This window comes from Pseudomonas sp. 15C, assembly GCF_055484735.1.
In genome coordinates this window covers 79447-104590 of record NZ_JBUDGD010000010.1, presented here as the reverse complement: position 1 = coordinate 104590, position 25144 = coordinate 79447, and the positions used below count along the sequence as shown (strand labels likewise).

The window sequence follows — 25144 nt, the reverse complement described above, 5'->3', positions numbered from 1 at the left end:
TTCAGAAACACCCATAGAGTCCTGATAATGAAAAAAACAATGCTCAAGCATCCCCTCGGGCTGGCTGTCGTGCTCGCGTCTTCCAATGTGCTGGCGGGCGGTTTCGCGCTCAATGAGCAAAGCGTCAGCGGGATGGGCTCGGGGTTTGCCGGTCGCTCGTCGTCCGCCGAAGACGCCAGTACGGTGTTTGGCAATCCGGCGGGCATGGCGCGGCTGAAAAGAGAGCAGGTGAGCGTGGGGCAGGCGACGCTGTTCGCGAAATCCGATATCAGCCACACCCGCAGCACCTTCGGCGGCAAGGAAGACGGCGACATGGTGCCGACCACAACGGTGCCGATGGGCTATTACGTCAAACCGATCGACGAGCACTGGGCCTTCGGTGTCGGGTTTTATGTGCCGTTTGGTTTGATTACCGACTACGACCGCGGCTTTGCCGGCCGCTATTTCGCCAATAAAAGCGAAGTCACGACACTGACGTTCCAGCCCACCCTCAGCTATGCCTTCAACGACAAGGTGTCGATCGGCTTCGGCCCGACCATCAACCGCATCAGCGGCGAGCTGTCAGGGATGGTCGCCAACCCGCTGAGCCCCGGGCGCAATGACGGCAAAGTCAAAAGTACTGGCGACGACACCGCGCTGGGCTTCAACGCAGGCGTCATGGTGCAGGCGACCGAGCAGACGCGTCTGGGCCTGACCTACCATTCCAAGGTCAGCTACCACCTCGATGCGAAAACCAAAGTCAGCGACGGCATCTTCAACCTGCTCGGCGTCAGTGGCCGCAGCTACGACGCCTCGCTGGACGTCGACACCCCCGAGTCGGTGGACTTCTCGGTGACCCATCAACTCAATCACGACTGGACGCTGTATGCCGGCAGCACCTGGACGCGCTGGAGTCGCTTCAAGGAGCTGACCATCGAAAACAGCGGATTGCCGCCGTTGCTGAGCGGCCAGTTGGGCACCATCAGCGAAGAACAGAACTGGCACGACACGTGGGCCCATGCGATCGGCGCGGCGTATCAGCTAAACAACCAATGGGTGCTGCGTGCCGGGTTCTCGGTTGATCAGTCGCCGGCCAACAACACCAACCGCGGTCCGCGTATTCCTACAGGTGATCGCAAAGTGTTCAGCCTCGGTGCCGGGTGGACGCCAGCGGAGAATGTCACCATCGATGTGGCCTATTCCTACCTGCAAGAGGAGAGCGTCGATATCAACCACACCGCAGCCGGCAAAGCTGCGTATAGCGCCCAATACCGCAACAGCGCCAGTGGGCTCGGCACGTCTGTCAGCTATCGCTTCTGATCAAAAAGCGCTGTCGTACAGGGCGGGCCTGATTCAAGGCCCGCTTGATTTCGTCCGTCACAGCGACTCAGCGCGCCGCGACAGGCGAGGGCTCGGCGGGTTGCCAGCCACCGCCCAAGGACTTTAACAACGCCACCGCCGCGCGGGTTGATTCGGTTTGCGCTTGCGCCCGGGCATCGGCGGTTTGCAGTAACGTCTGGTCGGCGCGCAGTACATCGATCAGGCTCGCTGAGCCTTTCTCATAAGCACTGAACGACGATTGCCGAGCCTCGGTCAACGCCGCTTCGCCGGCACCAAGGGTGCTGGCCTGGGCTTGCCGATTGACCTGTGCCGACAGCGCGTTCTCCACATCTTCCGTGGCGCGCAGTACCGATTGGCGGTAAGCGGCCAGCGCTTCGGCTTGCTGACCTTTGGCCTGATCGATCTGCGCATTGATCCGCGCAAAATCGAATAGTCGCCAGCGCAAGCCGAGCACGCCGGCGGACTGGCTCGCGCCGCTGGAAAACAGGTTGCCAGCCGAAACCGCCGTCGCACTGCCGAGCAACGCACCGAGGGAAAACTTCGGGTAGTACTCGGCGATGGCAGCACCGATGCGCGCGTTGGAAGCCGCCAAACGACGCTCGGCGACGATCAGGTCCGGCCGAAGGCGCAGCAAGTCGGCGGGTGCGGCCAATGCCTGCGAGGGCGGCGCAGCGGGAATGCTTCCTGCCTGGGCCAGTTCCGTTCGATGCGTACCCGGCGGCGTACCGAGCAGCACATCCATGGCATTCATTGCAGCATCCATACCGGTTTGCAGCACCGGTACGCTTGCCTCGACTTGCGCCAGTTCGCCTTCGATTTGCCGCACCTGATAGCTCGCCGCCAAGCCCTTGCTGTAGAGCAATTGGACTTTTTCCAGCAGGTCACGCTGGGTTTTGACCTGTTGCTCGGCAATGTCCAGGCGTGCCTGCAAGCCGCGCAGGGTGACGTAGGTATCCGCCGTTTGCGCCGCGATCGCCAGGCGTGTCGCGCTGAGTCCTGCTGCGGATGCCTGGTACTCGGCGAGCGCAGCCTCGCGCTCCCGGCGCAGTCCGCCAAACACATCCAGCTCCCAGCCAGCCTCGAGATTGACCTCATAAGAACTGCCGTAACGGTCATACCCGGGAGACGAATTCAGCACTTGGCCGAGTGGCGTTTCCACCGATTGGTAAGCGCGCGCGGCCTGTCCGTTGACACTCGCCGAAGGCAGCAGCGCGGCATTCGCAGAGCCCAGCCCGGCGCGTGCCTGGGTGACTCGCGCGGCGGCCTGCGCCAGGTCCAGGTTCTGCGCCAGTGCCTGAGTGATCAAGGCGTCCAGCAGCGGGTCATTAAAGCTTTCCCACCAAGTAACAAGGCTGGCTGCAGACCCGGCCATGGCAGGCTGGCGCTGGTAATGCTCCAGCAGTGGGGCGGCGGGGCGCTGGTAGTCGGGGCCGACCGTGCAACCCGCGACCAAACCGACGCTGACCAAAAGAGTGATGGGGCGGAGGAGGTGCATGGAAATTCCTGTGTGGGCTTGGCAACGCTCAACGAGCGAAGCGAAAATCTGGCTGTTTGTGACTGTTGACGATATTGGTCACAAGGCTGAGAATATGATGATCATCCTATTTTAGTAAAGGAATTCCATGCGCCGGCTCAGCCCTTTTCCCTTCGCAGCCTGTGTGCTGCCCCTCGTCCTGACGGCGTGCGGTGATGCTTCTACGACGAAAGACCCGCGCACCCTTGCGCCGCTGGTGAGGTCGGCGGTCGTGCAGCTTGCCGAGGATGGCTCGCGGTCATTCACCGGTGTGGTGGCGGCGCGGGTTCAGGGTGACCTGGGCTTTCGCGTTTCGGGCAAGGTCCTTGAGCGTTTGGTCGACACCGGTCAGACGGTCAAGCGCGGGCAGCCGCTGATGCGCCTCGACCCGGTCGACCTTGGCCTGCAAGCGCGAGCGCAACAAGAAGCGGTCACCGCCGCCCGCGCCCGGGCCAAACAGACCGCCGATGACGAAGCACGCAATCGCGAACTGGTCGCCGCCGGCGCGATCTCGGCCTCGGCCTACGATCAGATCAAAGCCGCCGCCGACAGCGCCAGAGCACAACTCAGCGCCGCTGTCGCCCAAGCGGACGTGGCGCGCAACGCCTCGGGTTATGCGGTGCTGGTGGCGGACGCCGACGGCGTGGTGGTGGACACCCTCGTGGAACCGGGGCAGGTGGTCAGCCCCGGGCAACCGGTGGTGCGACTGGCGCGCGCGGGTCAGCGGGAAGCAATTGTTCATCTGCCGGAGACTCTGCGTCCGGTCGCAGGTTCGACCGCTCAGGCCAAGCTGTATGGCGATCCGGCGGCTGCGGTATCGGCAAAACTGCGCCTGCTGTCCGATTCCGCCGACGCCACCACTCGCACGTTCGAGGCGCGCTATGTGCTTGAAGGCAAGCTCGCCAATGCGCCGATCGGTTCGACCGTCACCGTTGGTATCGCCCAAGGTTCAGCACAACAACAAGCGTTGAAGGTGCCGATCGCGGCGCTGTACAACGCAGGCAAAGGCCCCGGCGTCTGGGCCATTGCCGGTACACCGGCGAAAGTGACCTGGCGCGCCGTCGAGGTGTTGGGGTTGAGTGACGATTCGGCACGCATCGCTGGCGAACTCAGCGTCGGTGAGCCGATCGTTGCGCTCGGCGCGCACCTGCTGCACGAAGGCGAGGACGTGCGCTTGCTGGCCCGCGATGACGCCCAGGTTGCCGGGAGTCGTCCATGAGCGAGGGTCGATTCAACCTTTCCGCCATTGCCGTTCGCCAACGCGCGATTACGGTATTTCTGATTTTTCTGATTGCCGTCGCCGGCACCCTGGCGTTCTTCAAGTTGGGCCGGGCCGAAGATCCGCCGTTCACCGTCAAGCAATTAACCGTCATCACCGCATGGCCGGGCGCGACCGCGCAGGAGATGCAAGACCAGGTCGCCGAACCGCTGGAAAAGCGTCTGCAGGAACTGAAGTGGTACGACCGCACGGAAACCTACACCCGCCCAGGGCTGGCATTCACCATGGTGTCGTTGCTCGACAGCACACCGCCGTCGCAGGTGCAGGAAGAGTTCTATCAGGCGCGCAAGAAGCTCGATGACGAAGCGATCAAACTGCCGGCGGGCGTTATCGGGCCGATGGTCAACGATGAGTTCTCCGACGTGACGTTTGCCTTGTTCGCGCTGAAGGCCAAGGGCGAGCCACAGCGCTTGCTGGTTCGCGATGCGGAGTCTTTGCGTCAGCGCCTGTTGCATGTGCCGGGGGTGAAAAAGGTCAACATCATCGGTGAGCAGGCCGAACGCATCTTCGTCTCGTTTTCCCATGATCGACTGGCGACGCTGGGCCTGGCGCCACAGGACATCTTCGCCGCCCTGAACAGTCAGAACGTGCTGACGCCCGCCGGATCGGTCGAAACCAAAGGGCCGGAGATTTTTCTGCGGGTTGATGGTGCGTTCGACACCTTGCAGAAAATCCGTGACACGCCGGTTGTCGCGCAGGGTCGCACCCTCATGCTTTCCGACGTGGCCACGGTCGAGCGCGGCTACGAAGACCCGGCGACGTTTCTCGTGCGTAACAACGGCGAGGAAGCGCTGCTGCTCGGCGTGATCATGCGCGAGGGCTGGAACGGTCTGGATCTGGGCAAGGCGCTGGATGCCGAAACGCTCAAAATCAATGCAGAAATGCCGCTGGGCATGACCCTGTCGAAAGTCACCGATCAGGCGGTGAATATCGACTCGGCGGTCGGCGAGTTCATGGTCAAGTTTTTCGTCGCGCTGCTGGTGGTGATGCTGGTGTGCTTTCTCAGCATGGGTTGGCGTGTCGGCGTGGTGGTCGCCGCGGCGGTGCCGTTGACCCTGGCGATCGTCTTTGTGGTGATGGCCGCCACCGGCAAAAACTTTGACCGGATTACCCTCGGCTCGTTGATTCTCGCGCTGGGCTTGCTGGTCGACGACGCGATCATCGCCATTGAAATGATGGTGGTGAAAATGGAGGAGGGCTATGACCGCATCAAGGCCTCGGCCTATGCCTGGAGCCATACCGCAGCGCCAATGCTGGCCGGTACGCTGGTGACGGCGATAGGCTTTTTGCCGAACGGTTTCGCCCAGTCCACGGCGGGCGAATACACCAGCAACATGTTCTGGATTGTCGGCATCGCCTTGATCGCTTCGTGGGTCGTTGCGGTGGCTTTCACGCCGTATCTGGGAGTGAAGCTGTTGCCGGACATCAAGCAAGTCGAAGGCGGGCATGCGGCAATCTACGACACGCCGCGCTATAACCGTTTCCGACGGATTCTGGCGTGGGTGATCACCCGTAAATGGCTGGTGGCGGGCACGGTTGTCGCGTTGTTTGTCGTCGCGATTCCGGGCATGGGATTGGTGAAGAAGCAATTCTTCCCGACCTCTGACCGTCCTGAAGTGATGATCGAAGTGCAAATGCCCTACGGCACGGCGATCGAGCAGACCAGCGCCGCCACGGCCAAAGTCGAGGCGTGGCTGCAAAAACAGCCAGAGGCAAAAATCGTCACGGCCTATATCGGCCAGGGTGCGCCACGGTTTTTCCTGGCCATGGCGCCCGAGTTGCCGGACCCGTCATTCGCCAAGATCGTCGTGCTGACGGACAACCAGGACGCCCGCGAAACCCTCAAGTTGCGTTTGCGCGAAGCGGTGGCTCAAGGCCTGGCCCCGGAAGCGCGCGTGCGTGCCACACAAATCGTCTTCGGCCCGTATTCGCCGTTCCCGGTGGCGTACCGAGTGATGGGCCCTGATCCGGCTAAATTGCGCGACATCGCCGAGCAGGTTCGCAGGGTGATGCAGGACAGCCCGATGATGCGCACCGTCAACACCGACTGGGGGCCGCTGACGCCGCCGCTGCATTTCAACCTCAATCAGGATCGCTTGCAGGCGGTAGGGCTGACCTCCAGCGCCGTGGCCCAGCAGTTGCAGTTCTTGCTCAGCGGCGTGCCGATCACGGCGGTGCGTGAGGATATCCGTTCCGTGCAGGTGGTTGGCCGTGCCGCAGGCAACATCCGCCTGGACCCGGCGCAGATCGAAGGCTTCACCCTGGTCGGTGCGGCCGGGCAACGCATTCCGCTGTCGCAGATTGGCAAGGTCGAAGTGCGCATGGAAGATCCGATCCTGCGCCGCCGCGATCGCACCCCGACCATCACCGTGCGCGGCGACATCGCCGAAGGCTTGCAGCCACCGGACGTCTCCGGCGTGATCATCGAGCAATTGCAGCCGATCATTGCGCAACTGCCTTCCGGTTACCGCATTGAACAGGCCGGCGCCATCGAGGAATCCGGCAAGGCCGGCAAAGCGATCCTGCCGCTGCTGCCGATCATGATCGCCATGACGCTGCTGATCATCATCGTCCAGGTGCGCTCGATCTCGGCGATGATCATGGTCTTCCTCACCTCGCCACTCGGCTTGATCGGCGTGGTGCCGACGCTGCTGATCTTCAATCAGCCGTTCGGCATCAACGCACTGGTCGGGTTGATTGCACTGTCGGGGATTCTCATGCGCAACACGCTGATCCTGATCGGGCAGATTCATCACAACGAGCAAGGAGGCCTCGCGCCTTTCGACGCCGTGGTCGAAGCCACCGTGCAACGGGCAAGGCCAGTGCTGTTGACCGCACTGGCGGCCATTCTGGCGTTCATTCCGCTGACGCACTCGGTGTTCTGGGGCACGCTGGCGTATACGCTGATTGGCGGCACGTTTGTCGGAACGATAATCACGTTGGTGTTCTTGCCGGCGATGTATGCGATCTGGTTCAGGATTCGAGCGGAGAAGGAGGGCCAAGCGAAGAGGTCGAATACGGCGTAGGGGATTCGAGAATGCGGGCGTGCCCATCTGTGGCACACCCGTATTTGCGATCTTCGAAGAAGTTCGACGCAATTAGCCGTTTGGCTGTTAATCCTTGGATCCAATCATTGACTCACTATATCGCTAGCAGACGGGCGGTAGGCTCAGCCTATTGCTAAAAATGATGGCGCAATGACATATTGCAGCACCTTCCCTCATTACATGATGTGCCGAAAATGCGCCCCCTCAAGTCACTTGTTGCAGCGTCGATGCTGCTCAGCGGGTGCAATGGAATGCCAGTCGCTTTTGTTCAGGATCCTGTTTTAGACCAAGCCTTTGTCGTTCACTCCGGCGCGCCTTTGCCTTACGTGCTGATGGGTTCGGCTGTGCAATGGAATGAAGAATTTGCCGTGACGGTGAAGCACATTCCTTACCTGTCGGGCGCGGTTTTCCAGGGACAGGCTGACGTGCAGTTCTTCCGGCACAAGGCCGGCAGTGTGCCGGCGTGGCGTGGTTACAAGCCGGGTGAGGAGCTGACGTCGGTGGGCTTCAATTCGCTGTACATGTCGGTCAAGGGCACCGGCCAGGCGTTGCCGGCGATGGTTCGCCTCGACGTCAAAGAGGGCAACGTGCTTTACGGCACTCATAATGGCGCGCTGGCCAAAGGCATGTCCGGCGGGCCAGTGTTTTCCGCCGATGGCAAGGTGGTCGGCATCAACGTGGCGTTTCTGACCCGTGACGACGTCAGCCGGCTCAAGCGTAAAGACTTGCTTGATCAACCGCGCGTGAGCATTTTCCTGCCGTACGCGGAAATCAATCGCGAGTGGACGCGCTATCAAGCCAGCCTCGCGCCGATCGTGCCGCCGGCGACCAAGTTCGCCAGCCGCTGATCAGCGTTCGCGCAACGCTTCGCGGGCGCGGTTGAGCGGTTTGATCAGGTAGTCGAGCACGGTTTTTTCGCCGGTGCGAATGTCCACCGTGGCGATCATCCCGGGGACGATGGCAAAGCGTTTGCCGGCCTTGTTGCGCAGTTCATCCGACGCAGTGCGGATGAACACGCGGTAGTAGAAAATTTCCGGCTTGGCTTCGTCCTGAATCGTGTCCGGGGAGATCGTCACCACTTCGCCGTCGAGGCTGCCGTAGATCGAGTAGTCGTAAGCGGTGATTTTGACCTTGGCCGCCTGGCCCGGATGAATGAAGGCAATGTCGCGCGGTGAGATGCGCGTCTCGATCAGCAGTTGTTCATCGAGCGGGACGATCTGCATAACCTGACCGTTGGGCGCGATGACGCCGCCGATGGTGCTGACTTCGATGTCCTTGACGATCCCGCGCACTGGCGAACGCAGGGTCAGGCGTGACAGCGAGTCGGTGCGCCCACGGATCACCGCTTCGAGCATCTGCGCCTCGGCGTTGGCTTTGGCCAGGTCTTCGCGTGCACGGACCATGTAATCGGAACGCGCTTCGGTGGCCTTCAATTCCAGTTCGGAGCGCTGGCGGGTCAGGCGCAAGACTTCGACCCGGCTCGAGGCGCCGATCTTCGCCAGGTTTTCGGTGATCGCCAGTTCGCTGCGCACCAGTTTCAACGAACTTTGAATGCCGTCGAGGGTTTCCGCCAGGCCTTTGCGGCGGGTCTGGAACAACTCGGTTTCGGCGCGGATCAGCTCGGGAAAGTCCTTTAGCGAGGGATCGAACGTCAGCGGTTTTTCGCTGACTTCGGCCTGCAAGCGATTGACGCTGGCCAGCGCCGCGCGGTACTTGGCCGCGCTTTCGCCGACGTTGGACTGGTTCCTCACCGGGTCGAGCTGGGCGAGAATCTGCCCGCGCTCGACCAAGGCGCCTTCGCTGACATTGAGCTGCTCGAGAATGCCGCCCTCCATCGACTGGATCACCTGTTCACGAGAACTCGGCACGACCTTGCCGGTGCCGGTCGAGACTTCCACCACTTCAAACCACGCCGCCCAAGCGATGAAGCATGCGAGCATCAATGCGCAGCCCCAAATCACCTTCGCCCCTCCGGCGATGGCGCGCTCGTCGCGGCCGTCAAGGTAGGACATTGGGTCCGGCACGTCAGTCATCATCGTTTTCATACCGCCACTCCTTTGCCGGGTGCGCGCAACCGCGCCAGCGCGGCGTCGCGATGGTCATCGATGACGATGCGCCCGTTATCGAGGACGATGATCCGCTCGACCAGTTGCAGCACACTGACCCGGTGCGTGGCGACCACCAGCGTGCGGCCCTGGGTCCAGGTCGCGAGTTTTTCCAGCAGCAAACGCTCGGTGACGTCATCCAGCGCCGCCGTCGGTTCGTCCAGCAACAGCACTTGCGGCTGACGCAGCAACAAACGCGACAGCAGCAGGCTCTGACGCTGACCGCCGGACAGGCCGAGGCCGCCTTCAAGCACCAGATGATCCATGCCTTTGGGCAACTGACGAACGAATTCGAGCGCGCCGGTAACGTTCAGCGCGGCGATGATTTCCTGATCGCTGGCCTGACCGGCGCCCAGGGTGATGTTGTCGCGCAGGGTGCCGTGAAACAGCCGTGCCTGTTGCGACAGCAGGCCGACGTCGCGGCGCAGGTCGGCCGGATCCAGATGCGCCAGGGCGATGCCGTCCAGTGTGGTTTCACCGCTGCTCAGATCCATCGCACCGCCCAAGGCCTGCAGCAAAGTCGATTTGCCGGCGCCGTTGCGGCCGAGCAGGGCGATGCGCTCGCCGGGGCGGATGGTCAGGTCGATGGCGTTGAGCGCCGGGGCCGATTCTTCGCTGTAGCGGAAACTCGCCTGGCGCATCCGGTAGTCGCCGCGAATCGCCGGCAGGTGCACGCGCTGGCTGCCCTCGGGATGATCGACCGGCATCTGCATGATCCGGTTCAAGCCTTCTAGCGCGACCTTGGCCTGCTGCCAACGGGTGAGCACGTGGGTCAGTTGCGCCATCGGCCCCATCATCCGTGACGACAGAATCGACGCCGCGACGAGGCTGCCGGTGGTCAGGTCGCCGGCGATCACCATCGGCGCGCCGAACACGATCACCACGGCGAAGACCGCGCCTTGCACGTTCTGCGTCCACGCCACGAGGCTGTTGGTCAGGGTGCGCAAACGCAGGCTGCTGTCCGCCGAGGCGGCGTTGTACTGATTCCATTGTTGCTGGAAGCGCTGCTCGGCCTGCAGCGCCTTGATGTCGTCGAGGCCCTGGATGCTTTCCACCAGCATGGCGTTGCGCAGCGCGGCTTCGCGCATCGAGGCATTGGCCAGTTTTGCCAGACGCGGTTGCGCGATGATTCCCGGCAACAGCATGAACACCAGCGCTACCAGCGGAATCAGCACCAGCGGCCCGCCGATCAAATAGAACACCAGCAGGAACAGCAGGAAGAACGGCATGTCGGCCAGCGCCGTGGCGGTGCTCGAGGTGATCAGGTCGCGGATCTGCTCCAGCTCGCGCAGTTGCGAAATGAACGAGCCGGTGGACTTTGGCCGGGCGGAATTGCGCAGGCGCAAGGCGTGGCCGAACACCAGATCCGACACCCGCAAGTCAGCACGCTTACCGAGCACATCGGTGATGCGCAGCCGCAGAATGCGCATGACGAAATCGAACAGCAACGCCAGCATCACCCCGCCGAACAACACGTACAGGGTTGGCAAGGATTCGGCTGGAATCACCCGGTCGTACACCTGCATCGAAAACAGCACCCCGGCCATGCCCAGCAGATTGGCCACCAGCGAGGCGATCATCACTTGGGTGTACGGCCGCAGGTCTGTGAGGACAATGCGGCGGAACCAGTGCTCGTCGTAGGGCTTGATGTAGTCGTTGGTGCGCACGTCGGACACTGGTTGGGTCGGGCGCAAGATCACCGTGCGCAGTGCCTGTTCGGCAAGCACGTTCGTGTCCATCCGGCTCTGCAAGCCTTGATCGCCACTGAAGCAGATCCCCAGTTCGCCGGTCTCGCCGATGCTTTCCAGCACGCCGACCTGACCGTCGTGCAGTTGCACCACCAGCGGCGTGCGCCAACGGCTCAGGCTCTTGTTGTCGAACACCGCGAATTTCACGCTCAAACCGGCCTGACGGGCCATGTGCCGGACCACTTCTTCGACGCGGCCTTCGCTGTGCACCGAAGCCAGGCGCACGCTTTCGGGGGAGACGTCGAGTCGATAGTGGCGGGCGACCTTGAGCACCGCTTCCAGCCACGGCGAATAATCTTCCCGCGCCTCGGCAGCCACGGGTTCGGGGATAGTGATGCTGGCGTCGGTCATGGCAGGATCTCGACATTCTGGATGGCGCTGTGGTCGATGCCGAAGACCCGGCGAATCGCCCCGCTGTTGTAGAAGCAATCGATCTGCAGGCGTTGCAGATCGGCCTGGGTGTTGACCAGATCGAAGCGCGACTGGTGGATTTCCTGCTCGGCGTTGAGCAAGTCCAGCAGCGGCCGCGTGCCCAGTTCCAGGTACTGGCGGCCGTACAACATGCGCGCTTCGGTGATGCTGGTCTGGCGAAATTCCAGCGAGCGCAGCCGACGGTTCAGACCCGAGGTTTGCGCCTGGGCTTCAGCCAGACCTTGGCGGGCTTGCAGTCGGGCGAAGTCTTCGGCCGAATCTGCGGCGGTCAAGGCATGCCCGGCGGCGCGGCTGCGGGCGCTGATGGCGCCACCCTGATAGATCGGCACTTCGAGGTTGAGGAAGATCCCGACCTGGGTGCGATCGGCCCGCGAGTTCTGATCGTCGTAATGGTCGTCGAGGTATTGGTTGACCGACGGTTGCAGCGACAGGGTCGGGTAGGCTTCGGCCTTGGCTTGTGCCAGTTCGGCCTGGGCCTGGGTGCGTTGCGCGGCGGCTTGCAGGACGGCGGGCAGGGCATCGGAGATCTGCGAAGCGTCGCAGGCCTGAGTCAGCGTCGGCGCGGCGGCGTCGCTGACCGCTGGCGGCGTGCGGCGACCGAGCAAACTGGTCAGGGTCGCTTGCCAGCGCGCGTACTGCGCCTTGAATTCCTGCAACGTGGCGGTCGCGCCCTCGGCACGGGATTGCGCCTGGACCATATCGGAACGGGTGCTGGCGCCCATGTCGCTGCGCTGTTTGGCCAGATCAACGATGCCGCCGATGCCCTGAATCTGTTCGCGGGCAACCTCAAGCAGACGCTGATAACGCTGCACTTCGATGTAGGCCTTGGCGGTGTCGCGGGCCACGTCGTCGATCGCCAGCAGAATCCCGGCCTGACTGCGCGCCACCCGGGCGCGGGCGGCGTCGACCGAGCTGGATACCTTGCCGAAATCGTAGAGCATTTGTTTGAGGGAAATGTTCACTGACTGGCTGCCGGCATCGCTGCCGTAACCGCTGGTGTAACCGCCCTTGATGCCGCCGGTGACCTGCGGGTAATAACCGGATTCGGCGACGTTGACACCTTCGCCTTGCTGAAACAGCGTGCCAATGGCCTCGCCGATGCGTGGATGCCAGTCCACGGCCAGACGCACGGCTTGTTCCAGACCCAAAGCGTCCGTAGCGGAGGAGGCCTTCGAAGCGGGGGCAGGGCGCTGACGGCTGTCATTGCCTGCCGGTTGTTGCAGTTGCGCCGGGCTGATGCTGCGCAAACTGCTGTCGAGATTGTCGTCGGCGCGAACGCCGACGGTGAAAGCGGGGTAGAGGCCGATGGTCAGCAAGACCACCGGCCATTTCTGGCGAAAAACTGACTCCACAGACTTCCCTTACTGTTGAGAGACGGACGTTGCTGATGCCTGGTTTTCAAACCACTTGAATGCCGTTTTGCACCCACAAGTGGTGGCTCGGATCCTCCTGTGCCGTGTATTGAACATAGTCGATGCCGTCGGCCTGCTGCGCGCCATCGGCGACCCAGCCATCGGTCATGTGCACGCTGTCCTTGTCATCACCCTTGATCAGCAGGGTGTTGTTGTCAGAGGAAGTGATCGCCAGCAGGTCGCTGAGGTTCAACGTGAGTGACACCGCACTGGAATGGTTGAGGTCGAGGATTTCGACGTTATGGACCTTGCTCTGCAGATCGCCGAGGTTGATCGCCACGTCGCCACCGGCCCAGAGCAGGGTGTCGGTGCCGCTGCCGCCATCGACCGAGGTGAATTGCTGGTCGGCGATGACCAGCGTGTCATCGCCGGCCCCGCCTTGCAGGGTGATGGCGCCACCGTGCGAACCGTCGAGGGTGTCGTTGCCATCGGTGCCCTGGATCAGCTCGCTACCGGTAGTCGCGCGAGCGAGACCGAGGTCATCGCTGGCCACCGCCAGAAACGCGGTGCTGGCAAAAGCGCCGGCCTTGTTCAGGTCGATGGTCAGCGTGGCGGTGTCGACTGTACCGTTGGGGTGCGTGAGCTGATAAGTGAAGGTGTCTTCCTGACCGATCACTGCATCGGTCAGCCCAGCCTTGAGCGTGTAGGTGTAATTGCCGTTGGCCTGGACCAAAAGCGTGCCGTAGTTGCCGACCAGCGAGACGCCGTTGTAACCCGGCGCCACGTAACTGCCGGCGACCAGCACGCTGAGCAGGGTGTACACCGAGCCCAGCACATCGGCGCCGCCGCCCGCGGTGTCGGTGAGCAGGTTGCCCGACACTGGCGTGTAGCTGCCGACCACAAACTGGTTGGTGTAGGTCGCGACGTTGATCAGGCTGGTATTGACGCTGGTGAGCAGGCCGAGGCCGCCGACCGCCACCCGCACCTGATAAGTGCCGGCGGTCTGGTCGTCGAACTTGATCCCGTAGTTGCCACCGCCGAGATTGAGCAGCGCGTTGCCGCCGTAGCTCTTGACCAGCACGTACTGGTTGGTCGCGGTGTTGAGTTTGTACAGGCCCACCGTCATCGAACCGAGCAAGGCCAGCAGGTTGCTCGAGTTGACCACCACGGTCAGGTCGTTGACGGTGTCTGCCGCAACCACCGTGTTGTAGTTGCCGCTGCCGCCGCCCAGCAGCACGTTGAACGTGCCAAGCGCGGAGTTGCTGGTGACTTCGCGGTTGACCAGGGTGACGTCAGTCGAAGCGATGTCCGCCGTGGCATCGACCACCAGCGCCGGGCTGCCGAGGTTGGCGTCGTTCCACACTTCGGTGGCCTGCGGGCTGTCGATGCGCACGTACAGGTTGGCGGTGTCGCTCAAACCGTTCGGGTGTACCAGCTGATAGTTGAACACGTCGACTTTGCCGACACTGCTGACGCTGCCGTTGGGCTTGTAGCTGTAGTTGCCGTTGGCGTCGATGGTCAGCGTGCCGTACAGCCCTTGCACCGTGGTGCCGGCCCCGGCGCTGACCCACGCGCCGTTCTTGAAGATCTGCAATTGCGCGCCGTTGTCCGGGCCGGTCTGGTCGGCGGTGCCATCGACGCCAACATTGGTGATGACGTTGCCGGTCACTGCTGGCCCGGCGACGCCGTTGAACTGGGTCAGGCTGCTGACGTCCAGTTGCAGCTGCGTGTTGACCGTGGTCAGCACGCCGATGCCGGTGCTCGATACCGTCAACCGGTAGTCGCCTGACAACAGGCTACCGATGTCGACCCGCACGCCTTGTCCGGTCAGCGCAATCAGGTCGAGCAGACCGCTGCTGCCGTTGACATCGAGGGTGACCCAGTTGCCGCTGGCATCCTTCACCTGCAGGGTATAGACCACGCCGTCGAGCAACGAAATCAGGCTGCTGGTGGTCAGCGTCAAGGTTGGATCAAGCCGCGAACCACCGGCGACACTGAAGGTGAAGGTTTTCGAGAAGCCGGACAACAGCGTGGTGAACGAATCATTGAAGGTCTGCGACGCGGTGGCAGGGGCGAGGGTGACGGTGCCGACGGCAAGGTTGTCGCTGGCCACCACCGGTGCGTTGACGTCGATATCCGGCGCCGTGACATTCGCGGCAACCGAGACGTTACCGCGCGCATCGCTGAGGTTGACGGTGAGTTTTTCGCCGTTGATCTGCGCGCTGTTCAGGGCAATGCTGAACACCCCGAGGTTGTTGACCGTGCCGGTGCCGAGCACGGTGCCGCTGGCCGATTTGATAGTGACGGTTGCGCCTGCCTCACCGGTACCGGTGACGGTCAGACCGTCGGCGCCGACCAGCAGCGCCGTGGCGGCAGCGGGCGGCGTCAGGTCGGGCGCGGTGGCGCTCGCCGCTGCCGACACGTTGCCGCTCGGGTCGGCCTGGGTGACGCTGAGCACCTGGCTGTTGATCTGCGCCGAGGCCAGCACCACCGAGAAGCTGCCGTTGGCCGCGACGGTGGCCGTGCCGAGCACCACACCGCCGGCACCACGCACACTGATGGTCGAGCCGGGCACACCGATACCGGTGAGCAGGGTTCCGCTGCCATTGACGCTGACGCCGGTCGGCGCACCGGGCGCGGTGACGTCCGGCGCCGTCAGGCTGGCGTTCGGCGACAGGTTGCCGGCCGGATCGACCAGGCGCACGGTCAGGAGCTGGCCGTCCAGTTGCGCGGTGTTCAAGTTGAAGCTGAAGGTGCCGCCACTGCTTACTGTGCTGGTGCCGAGCAGCGCGCCGCCCGGGCCGTAAACATTCACCGTCGCGCCGGCTTCGCCAGTGCCGCTCACGGTCAGGCCATTGGCGGCCAGCGCCAGACCGGTCGCTGCGACCGGTGCCTGGGTGTCATTGGCGGTCAGGTTGAACACCGGCGACAGATTGCCCGTCGGGTCTGCCTGTTGCACGTTGAGCTGTTGACCGTTGAGCTGGGCGCTGGACAGTTGCACGGTGAAGGTGCCGCCGGCATTGACCACCGCCGTGCCGAGTATCGTACCGGCGGCGTTGGTCACGCTGACCGTGGCGCCGGCTTCACCCGTGCCGCTGACCGCCAGCCCGGTACCGTTCAGGGTCACATTGCTCAACGCTGCCGGTGCTGTGGTGTCGGCGACGCTGAGACTGGTCGATGGCGAAACGTTGCCCGCCGCATCGCTCTGGCTGACGCTCAGTTGCTGGCCGTTGAGTTGCGCCGAGGACAGCGTCACCGAGAAGGTGCCATTGCCCGCCACGGTTGCCGTGCCCAGCACCGCGCCCCCGGCACCGCGCACGGTGACGAGAGCACCGGCTTCACCGAGCCCGCCCAGCACCAGACCGCCGCCGCTGAGCAGCAGCGCGCTCGGTGCTGCGGGAGGCGTGATGTCGGGTGCGGTGACGTTGAGACCGGGCGACGTGTTGAGGGCCACATCGGTCTGAGTGGCGTTGAGTAGCTGGCCGTTCACCTGCGGCGCATTCAGTTGTGCGCTGAACGTGCCATTCGCCGCCACCACCGTTTCACCCAGCAACACGCCGCCCGCGCCGGTGATCCGCACCGTTGCGCCCACTTCACCGCGACCGCTGACCAGTGTGCCGCTGGCATTCACCGCCAGATCGCTGAGTGGCGCGGGTGCCGAGGTGTCGTCGGCGGTGATTTCGGCGGGCAGCGAAGCGCCGCCCAGCGGCGTATTGGCGGTGACCTCAAGGCTCTCACCATTGGTTTGCGCAGGCGTCAGCACGATATTGAACGTGCCATCCGGACCGGTGACTCCGGTGCCGATCAGGCTGTTGTCAGCGCCGAAGACGTTGATGGTGGTGCCGATTGCTGCGGTGCCGGTCAGCGTCGCGCCATCGCCCGACAAGAGCAGATTGGCCGGTGCGTCCGGCGCCGGAACAGCCGGTACGTTCAGGATGGCATCAGCGGAAACGTTATTGGCCGCGTCCGTCTGAATGACGGTCAACACCTGGCCGGCCGTGATGCCCGGCGTCAGTGTGACCAGGAACGTACCATTGGCCGCGACCGTGGCAGTGCCGACGACAGTGCCGAGCGCGTCGGTCACCTCGACGCTGGCACCAGCCTCACCACGCCCGGCGAGCTGGGTCAGATCACCGCTGATGGTCAGGCCGGTGACGGCATCCGGATCCGTGATATCCGGCACCGGGAAGGACAGCGCTGGCGATACGTTCAGCGCCTCATCGGTCGCGATCACCGACAACACCTGGCCGTTGGTCTGGGCCGGGTTGAGCGTGACCGTGTAAGTGCCGTTGCCCAACGCCACAGCAGTGCCCAGCACGGTGCCAGTGGCCGACAACACCGTCACGGTGCTGCCGGCTTCGGCAGTCCCTGTGAGCGAAACGCCGTCCGCGGTCAACGATGTGACGGTCGGCGCGAGCGGCGCAGTGCTGTCCGGCGCATCGACCAGAGCGGGTTCGGACAGGTTGTTGTTCGCGTCGGCCTGAACTACGGACAGCGTGCGGCCATCAAGTTGCGCCGCGGACAACGTGACGCTGAAATTACCGTCGGCGGCTACCGTTGCCGTGCCGAGCACCACCGCGCCGTCGCGCACGGTGACGATCGCGCCGGGCTCGCCGGTGCCGGTCACGGTCAGGCCGTCCTGGCTGACATTGAGGTCGGCGACCTCCAGTGGAACGGTGGTATCGCCCGCCTGCAACGGCGCGGTGGGGGAAGTGTTCGAGGCCAGATCCGTCTGGTTGACGCTCAACTGCTCGCCGTTCACCTGTGCGGGGTTGAGGGTCACACTAAAGGTGCCATTGGCGGCCACGGTTGCCGAGCCCAGCACGGTGCCGGTCGCGCTGAGCACGCGCACGGTGGCGCCGGCTTCACCGCTGCCGGTCAGCGTCAAACCATCAGTCGTGAGCTGCAGCCCTGTAGGGGCAGCCGGTGCGGTGACGTCCGGCGCTGTAACCGGCGCTACGGGTGACGGATTGCCTGCGGCATCGCGCTGGATGACCGACAGGGCTTCACCGTTGAGCAGCGGCTGATTGAGGGTCACGCTGAAACTGCCGTCCGCCGCGACCGTGCCGGTGCCGACAATGGTGCCGACCCCGTTGGTGATGACCACTTGCGAACCCGCCGCGCCGGAGCCGGTGATCAGGCTGCCACTGGCATCGATCGCCACATCCGTCAGCGCCGCTGGCGGGGTGCTGTCGGCAGCGACCAGCGTGCCAGCAGGCGAGGTGTTGCCGGCAGCGTCTGCGAGCTCGACGAAGATCGCTTCGCCATTGGTTTGCGCGGGTTGCAGAGTGATCTGGAATAGCCCGTCACTGCCGACCGTGCCGGTGCCCAGGACTGTGCCATCGGCCAAGGTCACGCTGACCTCGGCACCGACTTCGCCACGGCCGGTGAGCACGTCGCCGGCCACGTTGATCTGCAGATCCACAGGCGTGGCGGGCGGGGTCAGGTCCGGTGCGGTGACCGGCACCGGGGCGCTGACGTTGCCGGGTGGATCGGCCTGCTGCACGTTGAGGATCTGTTCGTTGATCTGCGGCGGGTTCAACGTCACGCTGAACGAGCCGTCAGCAAGCACCACGCTGGTGCCGAGCAGGGTGCCGTTGGCATCGCGCACGGTCACAGTCGCGCCGGGTTCGCCGGTGCCGGTGACCAGTGCGCCCGAGCTGTTGATGTCGACGTTGGCCAGCGGGTCGGGCGGCGTGAAGTCGGGGGTGGTCAGGCTCACCGCCGGGGAGTCGTTGCCCGCCACGTCGGCCTGCACCACGCTGATCACTTCGGCATTGCTCAGCGCCGGGGTCAGCGTCAGGGTGAAGGTGCCGGTCGGGCTGACCAGCGCAGTCCCAAGCACATTGCCGTCGCTGTCGATGACCCGCACCTGCGCGCCCGGTTCGCCGCGCCCGGTCAAGGTCGCGCCGTCGCCGCTGATGCCCAGTTGCGCCACGGCCGCTGGCGGCGTGCTGTCGACCGAAGTGAACGGTGTCGCCGCCGAGGTGTTGCCTGCTGCGTCGGTCAGCGACACGGTCAGTGCCTGGCCGTTGGCTTGCGGCGTGGTCAGGGTGATCGCAAAGCTGCCATCGATGCTCACGGTGCCGGTGCCAACCAGCGTTCCAGCGGCGGTGAACACGTTGACCGTGGTCCCGGCTTCGCCGGTGCCGGTCAATACGCTGCCGTCATTGCTGACCGCCAGTGCGGCGGGTGGGGTGGGGGCGAGCAGGTCCGGGGCGATCAGGTTGACGCTGTTGGATTCGTTGCCAGCGGCATCGGCCTGGCTCAGGCTCAGGGTTTGCCCGGAGGTTTGCGCCGGGTTGAGGGTCACGCTGAAGGTGCCGTTGGCCGCCACCACTGCGCTGCCGAGGATCGCTCCGCCGGTGCCCAGCACGGTCACCGTGGCGCCAGCTTCACCGCGTCCGGTGAGGGCGACGCCGTTCGGCGCGAGGCTGAGTTCGCTGAGTGGCGTTGGTGCGGCGATGTCGGCCGCGGTGTAGTCGGTAGGGGACGAGTTGATCCCCGTAGTCGATGTCGCCACGGCGGACAATTGCTCGCCGTTGAGTTGCGCCGCGTTGACGGTAACGCTGAAGGTACCGTTGGCCGCGACCACTGCACTGCCGAGCAACACACCCGAGGCATTGCGAATGCTTACGGTGCTGCCAGCGGTGGCTGAGCCGGTCAGGGTCAGGCCGTCGGCGCTGAGGGCCAGATTGGTCGGCGCACTTTCCGCCAGATTGCCTGGCGCAGTCACCGGAGTCGCCGGGCCGCTGTTGCCGGCGGCATCGATCTGCACGACGGAAAGCGTCGAACCGGCGACCGCCGCCGGCGACAAAGTGATGCTGAAATTGCCGTTGTTGCCGACAGTGGCGGTGCCCAACAGCGCACCGCCAGCGTCACGCACTTCGACGCTGGCGCCGACTTCACCGATACCGGTCAACGTCGCACCGTTGGCGCTGACCGCCAGATCGGTCGCCGCCACCGGCGCGGTGGTGTCGGCGGCGTTGACGATGGCCGGAGCGGACGGATTGCCCGCCGCGTCCGTGGCCGTGACGTTCAGCGACTGGCCGTTGGCTTGCGCGCTATTGAGCGTCAGCTGGAACGTGCCATTGGCGGCGGCCGTTGTGGTGCCAAGGAGGTTGCCCTGGCTGTCGCGCACCGTGACCGTGCTGCCGGCCTCGGCGTTACCGGCCAGTTGCACGCCGGCGGCGTTCAAGGTCAGCCCGCTCGGAATGGCCGGCGGGGTCAGGTCTACCGCGATCACTTCGACGGCCGTCGACACATTGCCCGGCGGGTCTTCCTGAGTAACCGTCAACACCTCGGCATTCAGCTGTGGCGTGCTCAGGGTGACGCTGAACGCGCCGCCGCTGCCGACCTGCGCGGTACCGAGTACCGTGCCGTCGGCGCTACGCACGGACACGGTGGCGCCAGGCTCGCCATGACCGGTCACGGTCACACCGTCGGCATTCACCACGACCTGTGTCAGTGCAGCCGGAGGACTGATGTCGGGCGCGTTGAGGCTGGTCGATGGCGAGACATTGCCGGCCGCATCGGTCTGGCTGATCGCCAACGCTTCACCGTTGGTGGGCGCGGGCGCCAGCGTCACGCTGAACGAACCGTCGGCGCCGACCACAGCGCTGCCCAACACCGTGCCGCTGGCGTTGGTGACGTTGACCGTCGCACCGACTTCGCCGGTGCCGCTGAGCGCAGTGCCGTCGGCGCTGATCAGTGGGTTCTGCACGGCGGCGGGCGGGGTGCCATCAATAGTGAGCACGCCGGTAGCGGTGGAAGTGTTGCCGTTGGCATCGGCCAGGGTGACTTGCAGGGTCTCGCCGGTGGTCTGCGCGTTGGGCAGGGTGACCTGGAAGTTGCCGCTCTGATCGACCACTCCGGTGGCCAATACATTGCCGACGGCATCACGCACGGTCACGGTGCTGCCGGCTTCGCCCTGGCCTTTGACCACGGTGCCGACATCGTTGATGGTGACGCCGGTTGCGGCGGCGGGCGGCTGCAGATCGGTGGCGATGAGGCTGGCAGGCTGCGAAGGGTTGCCGGCGGCGTCGCTCTGGATCACGGTGAGCGCCTGGCCATTGAGCTGCGCTGGCGTCAACGTCAGGCTGAAGCTGCCATTGCTGGCCACCAGTGCGGTGCCCACCACCGTGCCGTTGCTGTCGGTGACGGTGACGGTCGCGCCGGCTTCGCCACGGCCGGTCAGTGCACTGCCGGTGGCATTCAATACCAGATTGCTCACCGCCTCGGGTGGCGTGCCATCGGCGGCCGTTACCGTGCCCGGTACGGAGACATCACCGTCAGGGCTGGTGGCGGTGACTTGCAGCACTTGCGCGTTTATCTGTTTGGCATTGAGCAACAAGGTGAAGCGGCCGAATTCATTGATCAGGCCTGACCCGAGTAGATCGCCGTTACTGTTGGTCACGGTCACCGTGCAACCGGGCGTTCCTGCGCCGGTGAGGGTGAAACCGTCGACGCTCAAGGCGAGATCATTCGGGGTCGCGACTTGAGAACCGTCAAGACCTGCCAGCGGGACGGCCGGCGAAACGTTGCCGCCGCCGTCAGTGCTGATCACTTCCAGATTACCGCCAGGCTCGGCCGGTGGACTCAGGGTCACCACGAAGCGGCCATCCGCACCCGCCGTCGCGGTGCCCAACACCGTACCGCCGCCGGGGATGCGGACGGTGACCAAGGTGCCGGGCTCGGCGAGGCCGGAAACCTGATCGCCTGCCGGGTTGAGCGCCAGATCGCTGACCGGCGCCGGTGGGGTGTCATCCGGTGCAGTGACAGCGCCCGGCAATGAAGCGTTGGTGCCGTTCGACACCACCACTTGCAGGGCTTCGCCGTTGGTCTGCGCGGTATCGAGGTTGACCGTGAAAGCGCCCGTGCCGTCAGCGGTCGCGGTGCCGATGACGTTGCCGTCGGCGTCGAGCACCTGGACGGTATTGTTCGGCTGTGTGGTGCCGCTGACCGTGGCACCCGCCGGGTCGATGATCAACCCGGTCGGCACTGGTGGGGCGGTGACGTCCGGTGCGGTGACCGGCGTGGCCGGCGAGGGCAGGGTGCTCGCATCGGTCTGAATGACGCTGAGCACTTGGCCGTCAAGTTGCGCCGGGCTGAGGTTGACGGTGAAGCTGCCGTTGCTGGCCACCAGCGTGGTGCCGAGCACCGTGCCATCCGGCGTGGTGACGGTGACGGTGCTTCCGGCCTGCCCGGTACCGGTCAGTGTTACGCCATTGCTGTTCAAGACGAGATTATCGGGTGCCAAAGGAGCGGTAATGTCTGCCGCCGTTAGCGGGGTGCTGGGAGAAACGTTGACACCATCCGATTGGCTGACTTGCAGCGGTTGACCGTTGGTCTGCGGACTGTTCAACGAGACCGTAAATGCACCGTTGCCGTCAACGATCGCGGTGCCCAGCGTGTTGCCGGCCAGGTCCTTGACCGACACCGTGGCACCGGGCTCGCCGGTACCGGTGAGTGTGCTGCCCGTCGGATCCAGTGCCAGATCCGCAGGCGCAGTCGGCGCCTGAATATCGGGCGCCTGAACCGGCACCGCCGGCGAAGCCGACGTCGAGGCGTCAGTCTGCACGACGTTCAAATTCTGGCCGTTGGTTTGCGGCGAGGAGAGGTTGATTTCAAAGCGGCCATCGCTGCCGACTACAACGGTTCCCAAGACCACGCCGCCGGCGTCGGTGACGGTCACGGTGGCGCCGGGCTGACCGTTACCGGTAACCACAGCGCCGTTCGCGGAAATGTCCACATCGGAGACTGCAACCGGTACCGTCAGATCAGGCGCCGTGACGTTGACCGGCGCCGATGGGTTGCCGTCGGCGTCAGTCTGAATCACTTGCAGTTGTTGTGCATCGGTCTGCGGTGTCGAGAGGTTGACGGAGAAATTGCCGTCGCTGCCGACCGTGCCGGTGCCGATGATATTGCCTGCCGGATCGCGCACGGTGACGGCGGCGCCGGCCTCACCCTGACCGGTCAGCGTCTGCCCCTGGTTATCCAGAGTGACGCCCGTCAGTGGCGCCGGGCCTTGGGTGTCAGGCGTTACAAAGCTCAGCGGGGCGGAAGTGTTGCCCGCGCTGTCGCTGGCGCTGATCTGCAGGGTTTCGCCATTGTTCTGTGGCGGGCTCAATTGCACGGTGAAGGTGCCGTCGGCGCCGACCACAGCGGAGCCGAGCACGGTGCCGTTGGCATCCCGCACGGTCACGGTGGAACCGACCTGGCCGCGGCCTTTCATTTGCGCGCCATCCACGCTCAGATCGATGTCGCTGGGCTGCGTCAGGCCGTCGAGGTCGACTGCGATGACGGTCACCGCGGGCGAAGGATTGGCCGCAGCGTCGGTGAGTTGCACGCTGAGTGCTTCACCGTCGATTTGCGCCGCGTTGAGTTGCACCGTAAACGAGCCGTCCGCCGCGACCAGCGCCGTGCCGAGCACGGTGCCTTGAGCATTGGTGACACTGACCGTACTGCCGGGCTCGCCGCGGCCGGTGACCGTGAGGCCATCGCTGCCGACGGATACATCCGTGGCGGCAGCGGGGCCGGTGATGTCCGGTACGTTGAATGTCACCGCAGGCGATTGCGCGCCGACACTATTGAGCGCGACAACGCTGATCACTTCACCGTTGGCTTGCGCTGGGCTGAGGGTCACCGTGAAGGTACCGTCAGCGCCGACCGTGGCACGCCCGATCACGTCACCATTGGCGGCCCGCACTTCGACCGTGGTGCCGGCCCTGGCGGTACCGCTGAGCTGGCTGCCGTCACTGCTCAGACCGAGATTGGCGGGCGTTTGCGGTTCGACAATTTCCGGTGCGCTGACTGTCGCGCCCGTGGAGATATTTCCGGCCGCATCGATGGCATTGACGGTCAACGGCTGTCCGCCGGTTTGTGCCGGGCTGAGCGTCACGCTGAAGGTGCCATCCGCCGCCACCACAGCGCTGCCCAACAGGCGACCATCGGCCGCGCGCACCTGAATGGTCGCGCCGGCTTCACCGCTGCCGCTGAGTTGCGTGCCATCGGCGCTGACGCTGAGATTGGCCGGGGCGGTAGGCGCAGTGGTGTCCGGCGCGGTCACCGTGCCCGGTGTGGACACATTGCCCGCACCGTCAGTCAGCGTCACATCGAGGGGTTGGCCGTTGGTTTGCGGGGTGTTCAGGTCAACCTGGAAGCGTCCGTCAGCACCGACGGTGCCGGAACCCAGCAGATTGCCGGCCGCATCGCGTATTTGAACCACACTGCCGGCTTCGCCGAATCCACTCAACACGCGGCCATCGGCTGACAAGCTCAGACCGGTGGCCGGGGCGGGCGGCGTCGCGTCGCCATTGCCGCCACCACCGCCTCCGCCACCGCCACCGCCCGCAGCCGCCGCCGCGCCGCCCGCGCCCAGCAGGCCGAGCCCGGCGATCGCCCACGCGGGTGTGGCGCCATCCACCACGCCGACACCGGCGATCAACTCGTCGAGCGAGCCGATTTCATCGAAGGTAAAACCATTGAAGGGTTCTGCGTTATAGCGCGCCTGCCACAGCGTGGCGTCATCTCCCTGGAACACAATGTCACTGGGTACGCCGTCGGGGCTGGTGACAAAGAAATTGGTGATTTTGATCTGCTCGCCAGACTTCAGATTCAGGATCAAATCCTGACCGCTGCGACTGGTCGACGCCAGTTGCTCGGGCCGGGCCGGAATTTGTACAACGGAAGGCTGATTGAGCTGAACGTTACCCCAGTTCTGTGCGGTGAGTTGAGAACTGGCTTTGTCGGCGATAACGATGTTGTCCATTACTACTCCCTGTTAGTGCATCGGCGTATGGCCACGGCTATAGGGAGAACCATAGATTGGGAGGGGGAGTTGGGGGTGTCTGTTATCTGACAGAAAATTCATACAATGAAAAAAGATACTTCTAACCGATTGATAAAAAAGCAATAAGGTCATCATTGCCGCTTGTCGGAAGCTTGGATCCAAGTGGTTTCCCGATGCAACAGAATGTTTCTGATAACGCGTCCAAGGCAAACTTAGAGTTCTCCGGAATTGGCATCGGAAGGTAACTAATGGCTACTCGATATCAAATCGCGTCGATGAACGATAGAGTTGGGCGCCGGACTTCATTCGAAGGGATTAATTCCTTGGATTTAGCTGCGAGTCAGAAGCTGTACAGGAAAACCGGGTCATCCGGGGATTACGCTTCGAGTGGATTTTTCCGGTCGCGTACAATTTAGTGCGCTTGCTATCGGACGTTGAAGTGATCGTATGATGCCCGACGCTGGTTCAAAAACGTTGAAAGTCTCATCTTGGGGTCTGTTCGATGTCCAATGCGTTTGTTGCCACGTTAGCTTTGGCACCGCGCATTGAAGCACCGA

General features: G+C 64.0%; 9 protein-coding genes. 4 read left to right on the top strand and 5 right to left on the bottom strand.

Going from position 1 to position 25144, the window contains the following annotated elements:
- The first annotated feature begins 27 nt into the window (after positions 1-27).
- Positions 28-1299: an OmpP1/FadL family transporter gene (locus ACYYKW_RS08235; protein WP_464989872.1), complete on the top strand. Its 1272-nt coding sequence runs from the start codon at positions 28-30 to the stop codon at positions 1297-1299.
- A gap of 67 nt (positions 1300-1366) precedes the next feature.
- On the opposite strand, the gene ACYYKW_RS08230 is transcribed toward ACYYKW_RS08235, so the two are convergent.
- Entirely contained in the window at positions 1367-2815 is a 1449-nt protein-coding gene (locus tag ACYYKW_RS08230) for an efflux transporter outer membrane subunit (protein WP_464989871.1), read from the bottom strand.
- A gap of 127 nt (positions 2816-2942) precedes the next feature.
- On the opposite strand from ACYYKW_RS08230, the gene ACYYKW_RS08225 reads away from it, so the two are divergent.
- The 3 genes from ACYYKW_RS08225 (at position 2943) to ACYYKW_RS08215 (ending at position 8007) form a co-directional block, all read left to right on the top strand.
- Positions 2943-4052 (top strand): efflux RND transporter periplasmic adaptor subunit, encoded by a 1110-nt coding sequence (locus tag ACYYKW_RS08225; protein ID WP_464989870.1) that lies wholly within the window; start codon positions 2943-2945, stop codon positions 4050-4052.
- Positions 4049-7138, top strand: a complete 3090-nt coding sequence (locus tag ACYYKW_RS08220) for an efflux RND transporter permease subunit (protein ID WP_464989869.1) — start codon at positions 4049-4051, stop codon at positions 7136-7138. The genes ACYYKW_RS08225 and ACYYKW_RS08220 overlap by 4 nt, the downstream gene beginning before the upstream one ends.
- Positions 7139-7485: 347 nt before the next feature.
- A complete protein-coding gene (locus tag ACYYKW_RS08215; RefSeq protein ID WP_336354859.1) occupies positions 7486-8007 on the top strand; it encodes a trypsin-like peptidase domain-containing protein in 522 nt (173 codons plus the stop codon).
- Here ACYYKW_RS08215 and ACYYKW_RS08210 read toward each other — a convergent pair whose 3' ends face one another.
- The 4 genes from ACYYKW_RS08210 to ACYYKW_RS08195 are packed head-to-tail and all read right to left on the bottom strand — an operon-like array spanning position 8008 to position 24566.
- On the bottom strand, positions 8008-9195 hold the full coding sequence (locus ACYYKW_RS08210) for an HlyD family type I secretion periplasmic adaptor subunit (protein ID WP_464989889.1): 1188 nt from the start codon (positions 9193-9195) through the stop codon (positions 8008-8010).
- A 5-nt stretch (positions 9196-9200) separates the two neighbouring features.
- Complete coding sequence (locus ACYYKW_RS08205) at positions 9201-11363, bottom strand: type I secretion system permease/ATPase (protein ID WP_464989868.1); 2163 nt, start codon at positions 11361-11363, stop codon at positions 9201-9203.
- The gene (locus tag ACYYKW_RS08200) at positions 11360-12796 is read right to left on the bottom strand and encodes a TolC family outer membrane protein (protein ID WP_464989867.1); all 1437 of its coding nucleotides are present in this window, start codon (positions 12794-12796) and stop codon (positions 11360-11362) included. Before ACYYKW_RS08200 ends, ACYYKW_RS08205 begins: the two co-directional genes overlap by 4 nt.
- Before the next feature lie 46 nt (positions 12797-12842).
- Complete coding sequence (locus ACYYKW_RS08195) at positions 12843-24566, bottom strand: BapA/Bap/LapF family large adhesin (RefSeq protein WP_464989866.1); 11724 nt, start codon at positions 24564-24566, stop codon at positions 12843-12845.
- Positions 24567-25144: the final 578 nt, after the last annotated feature.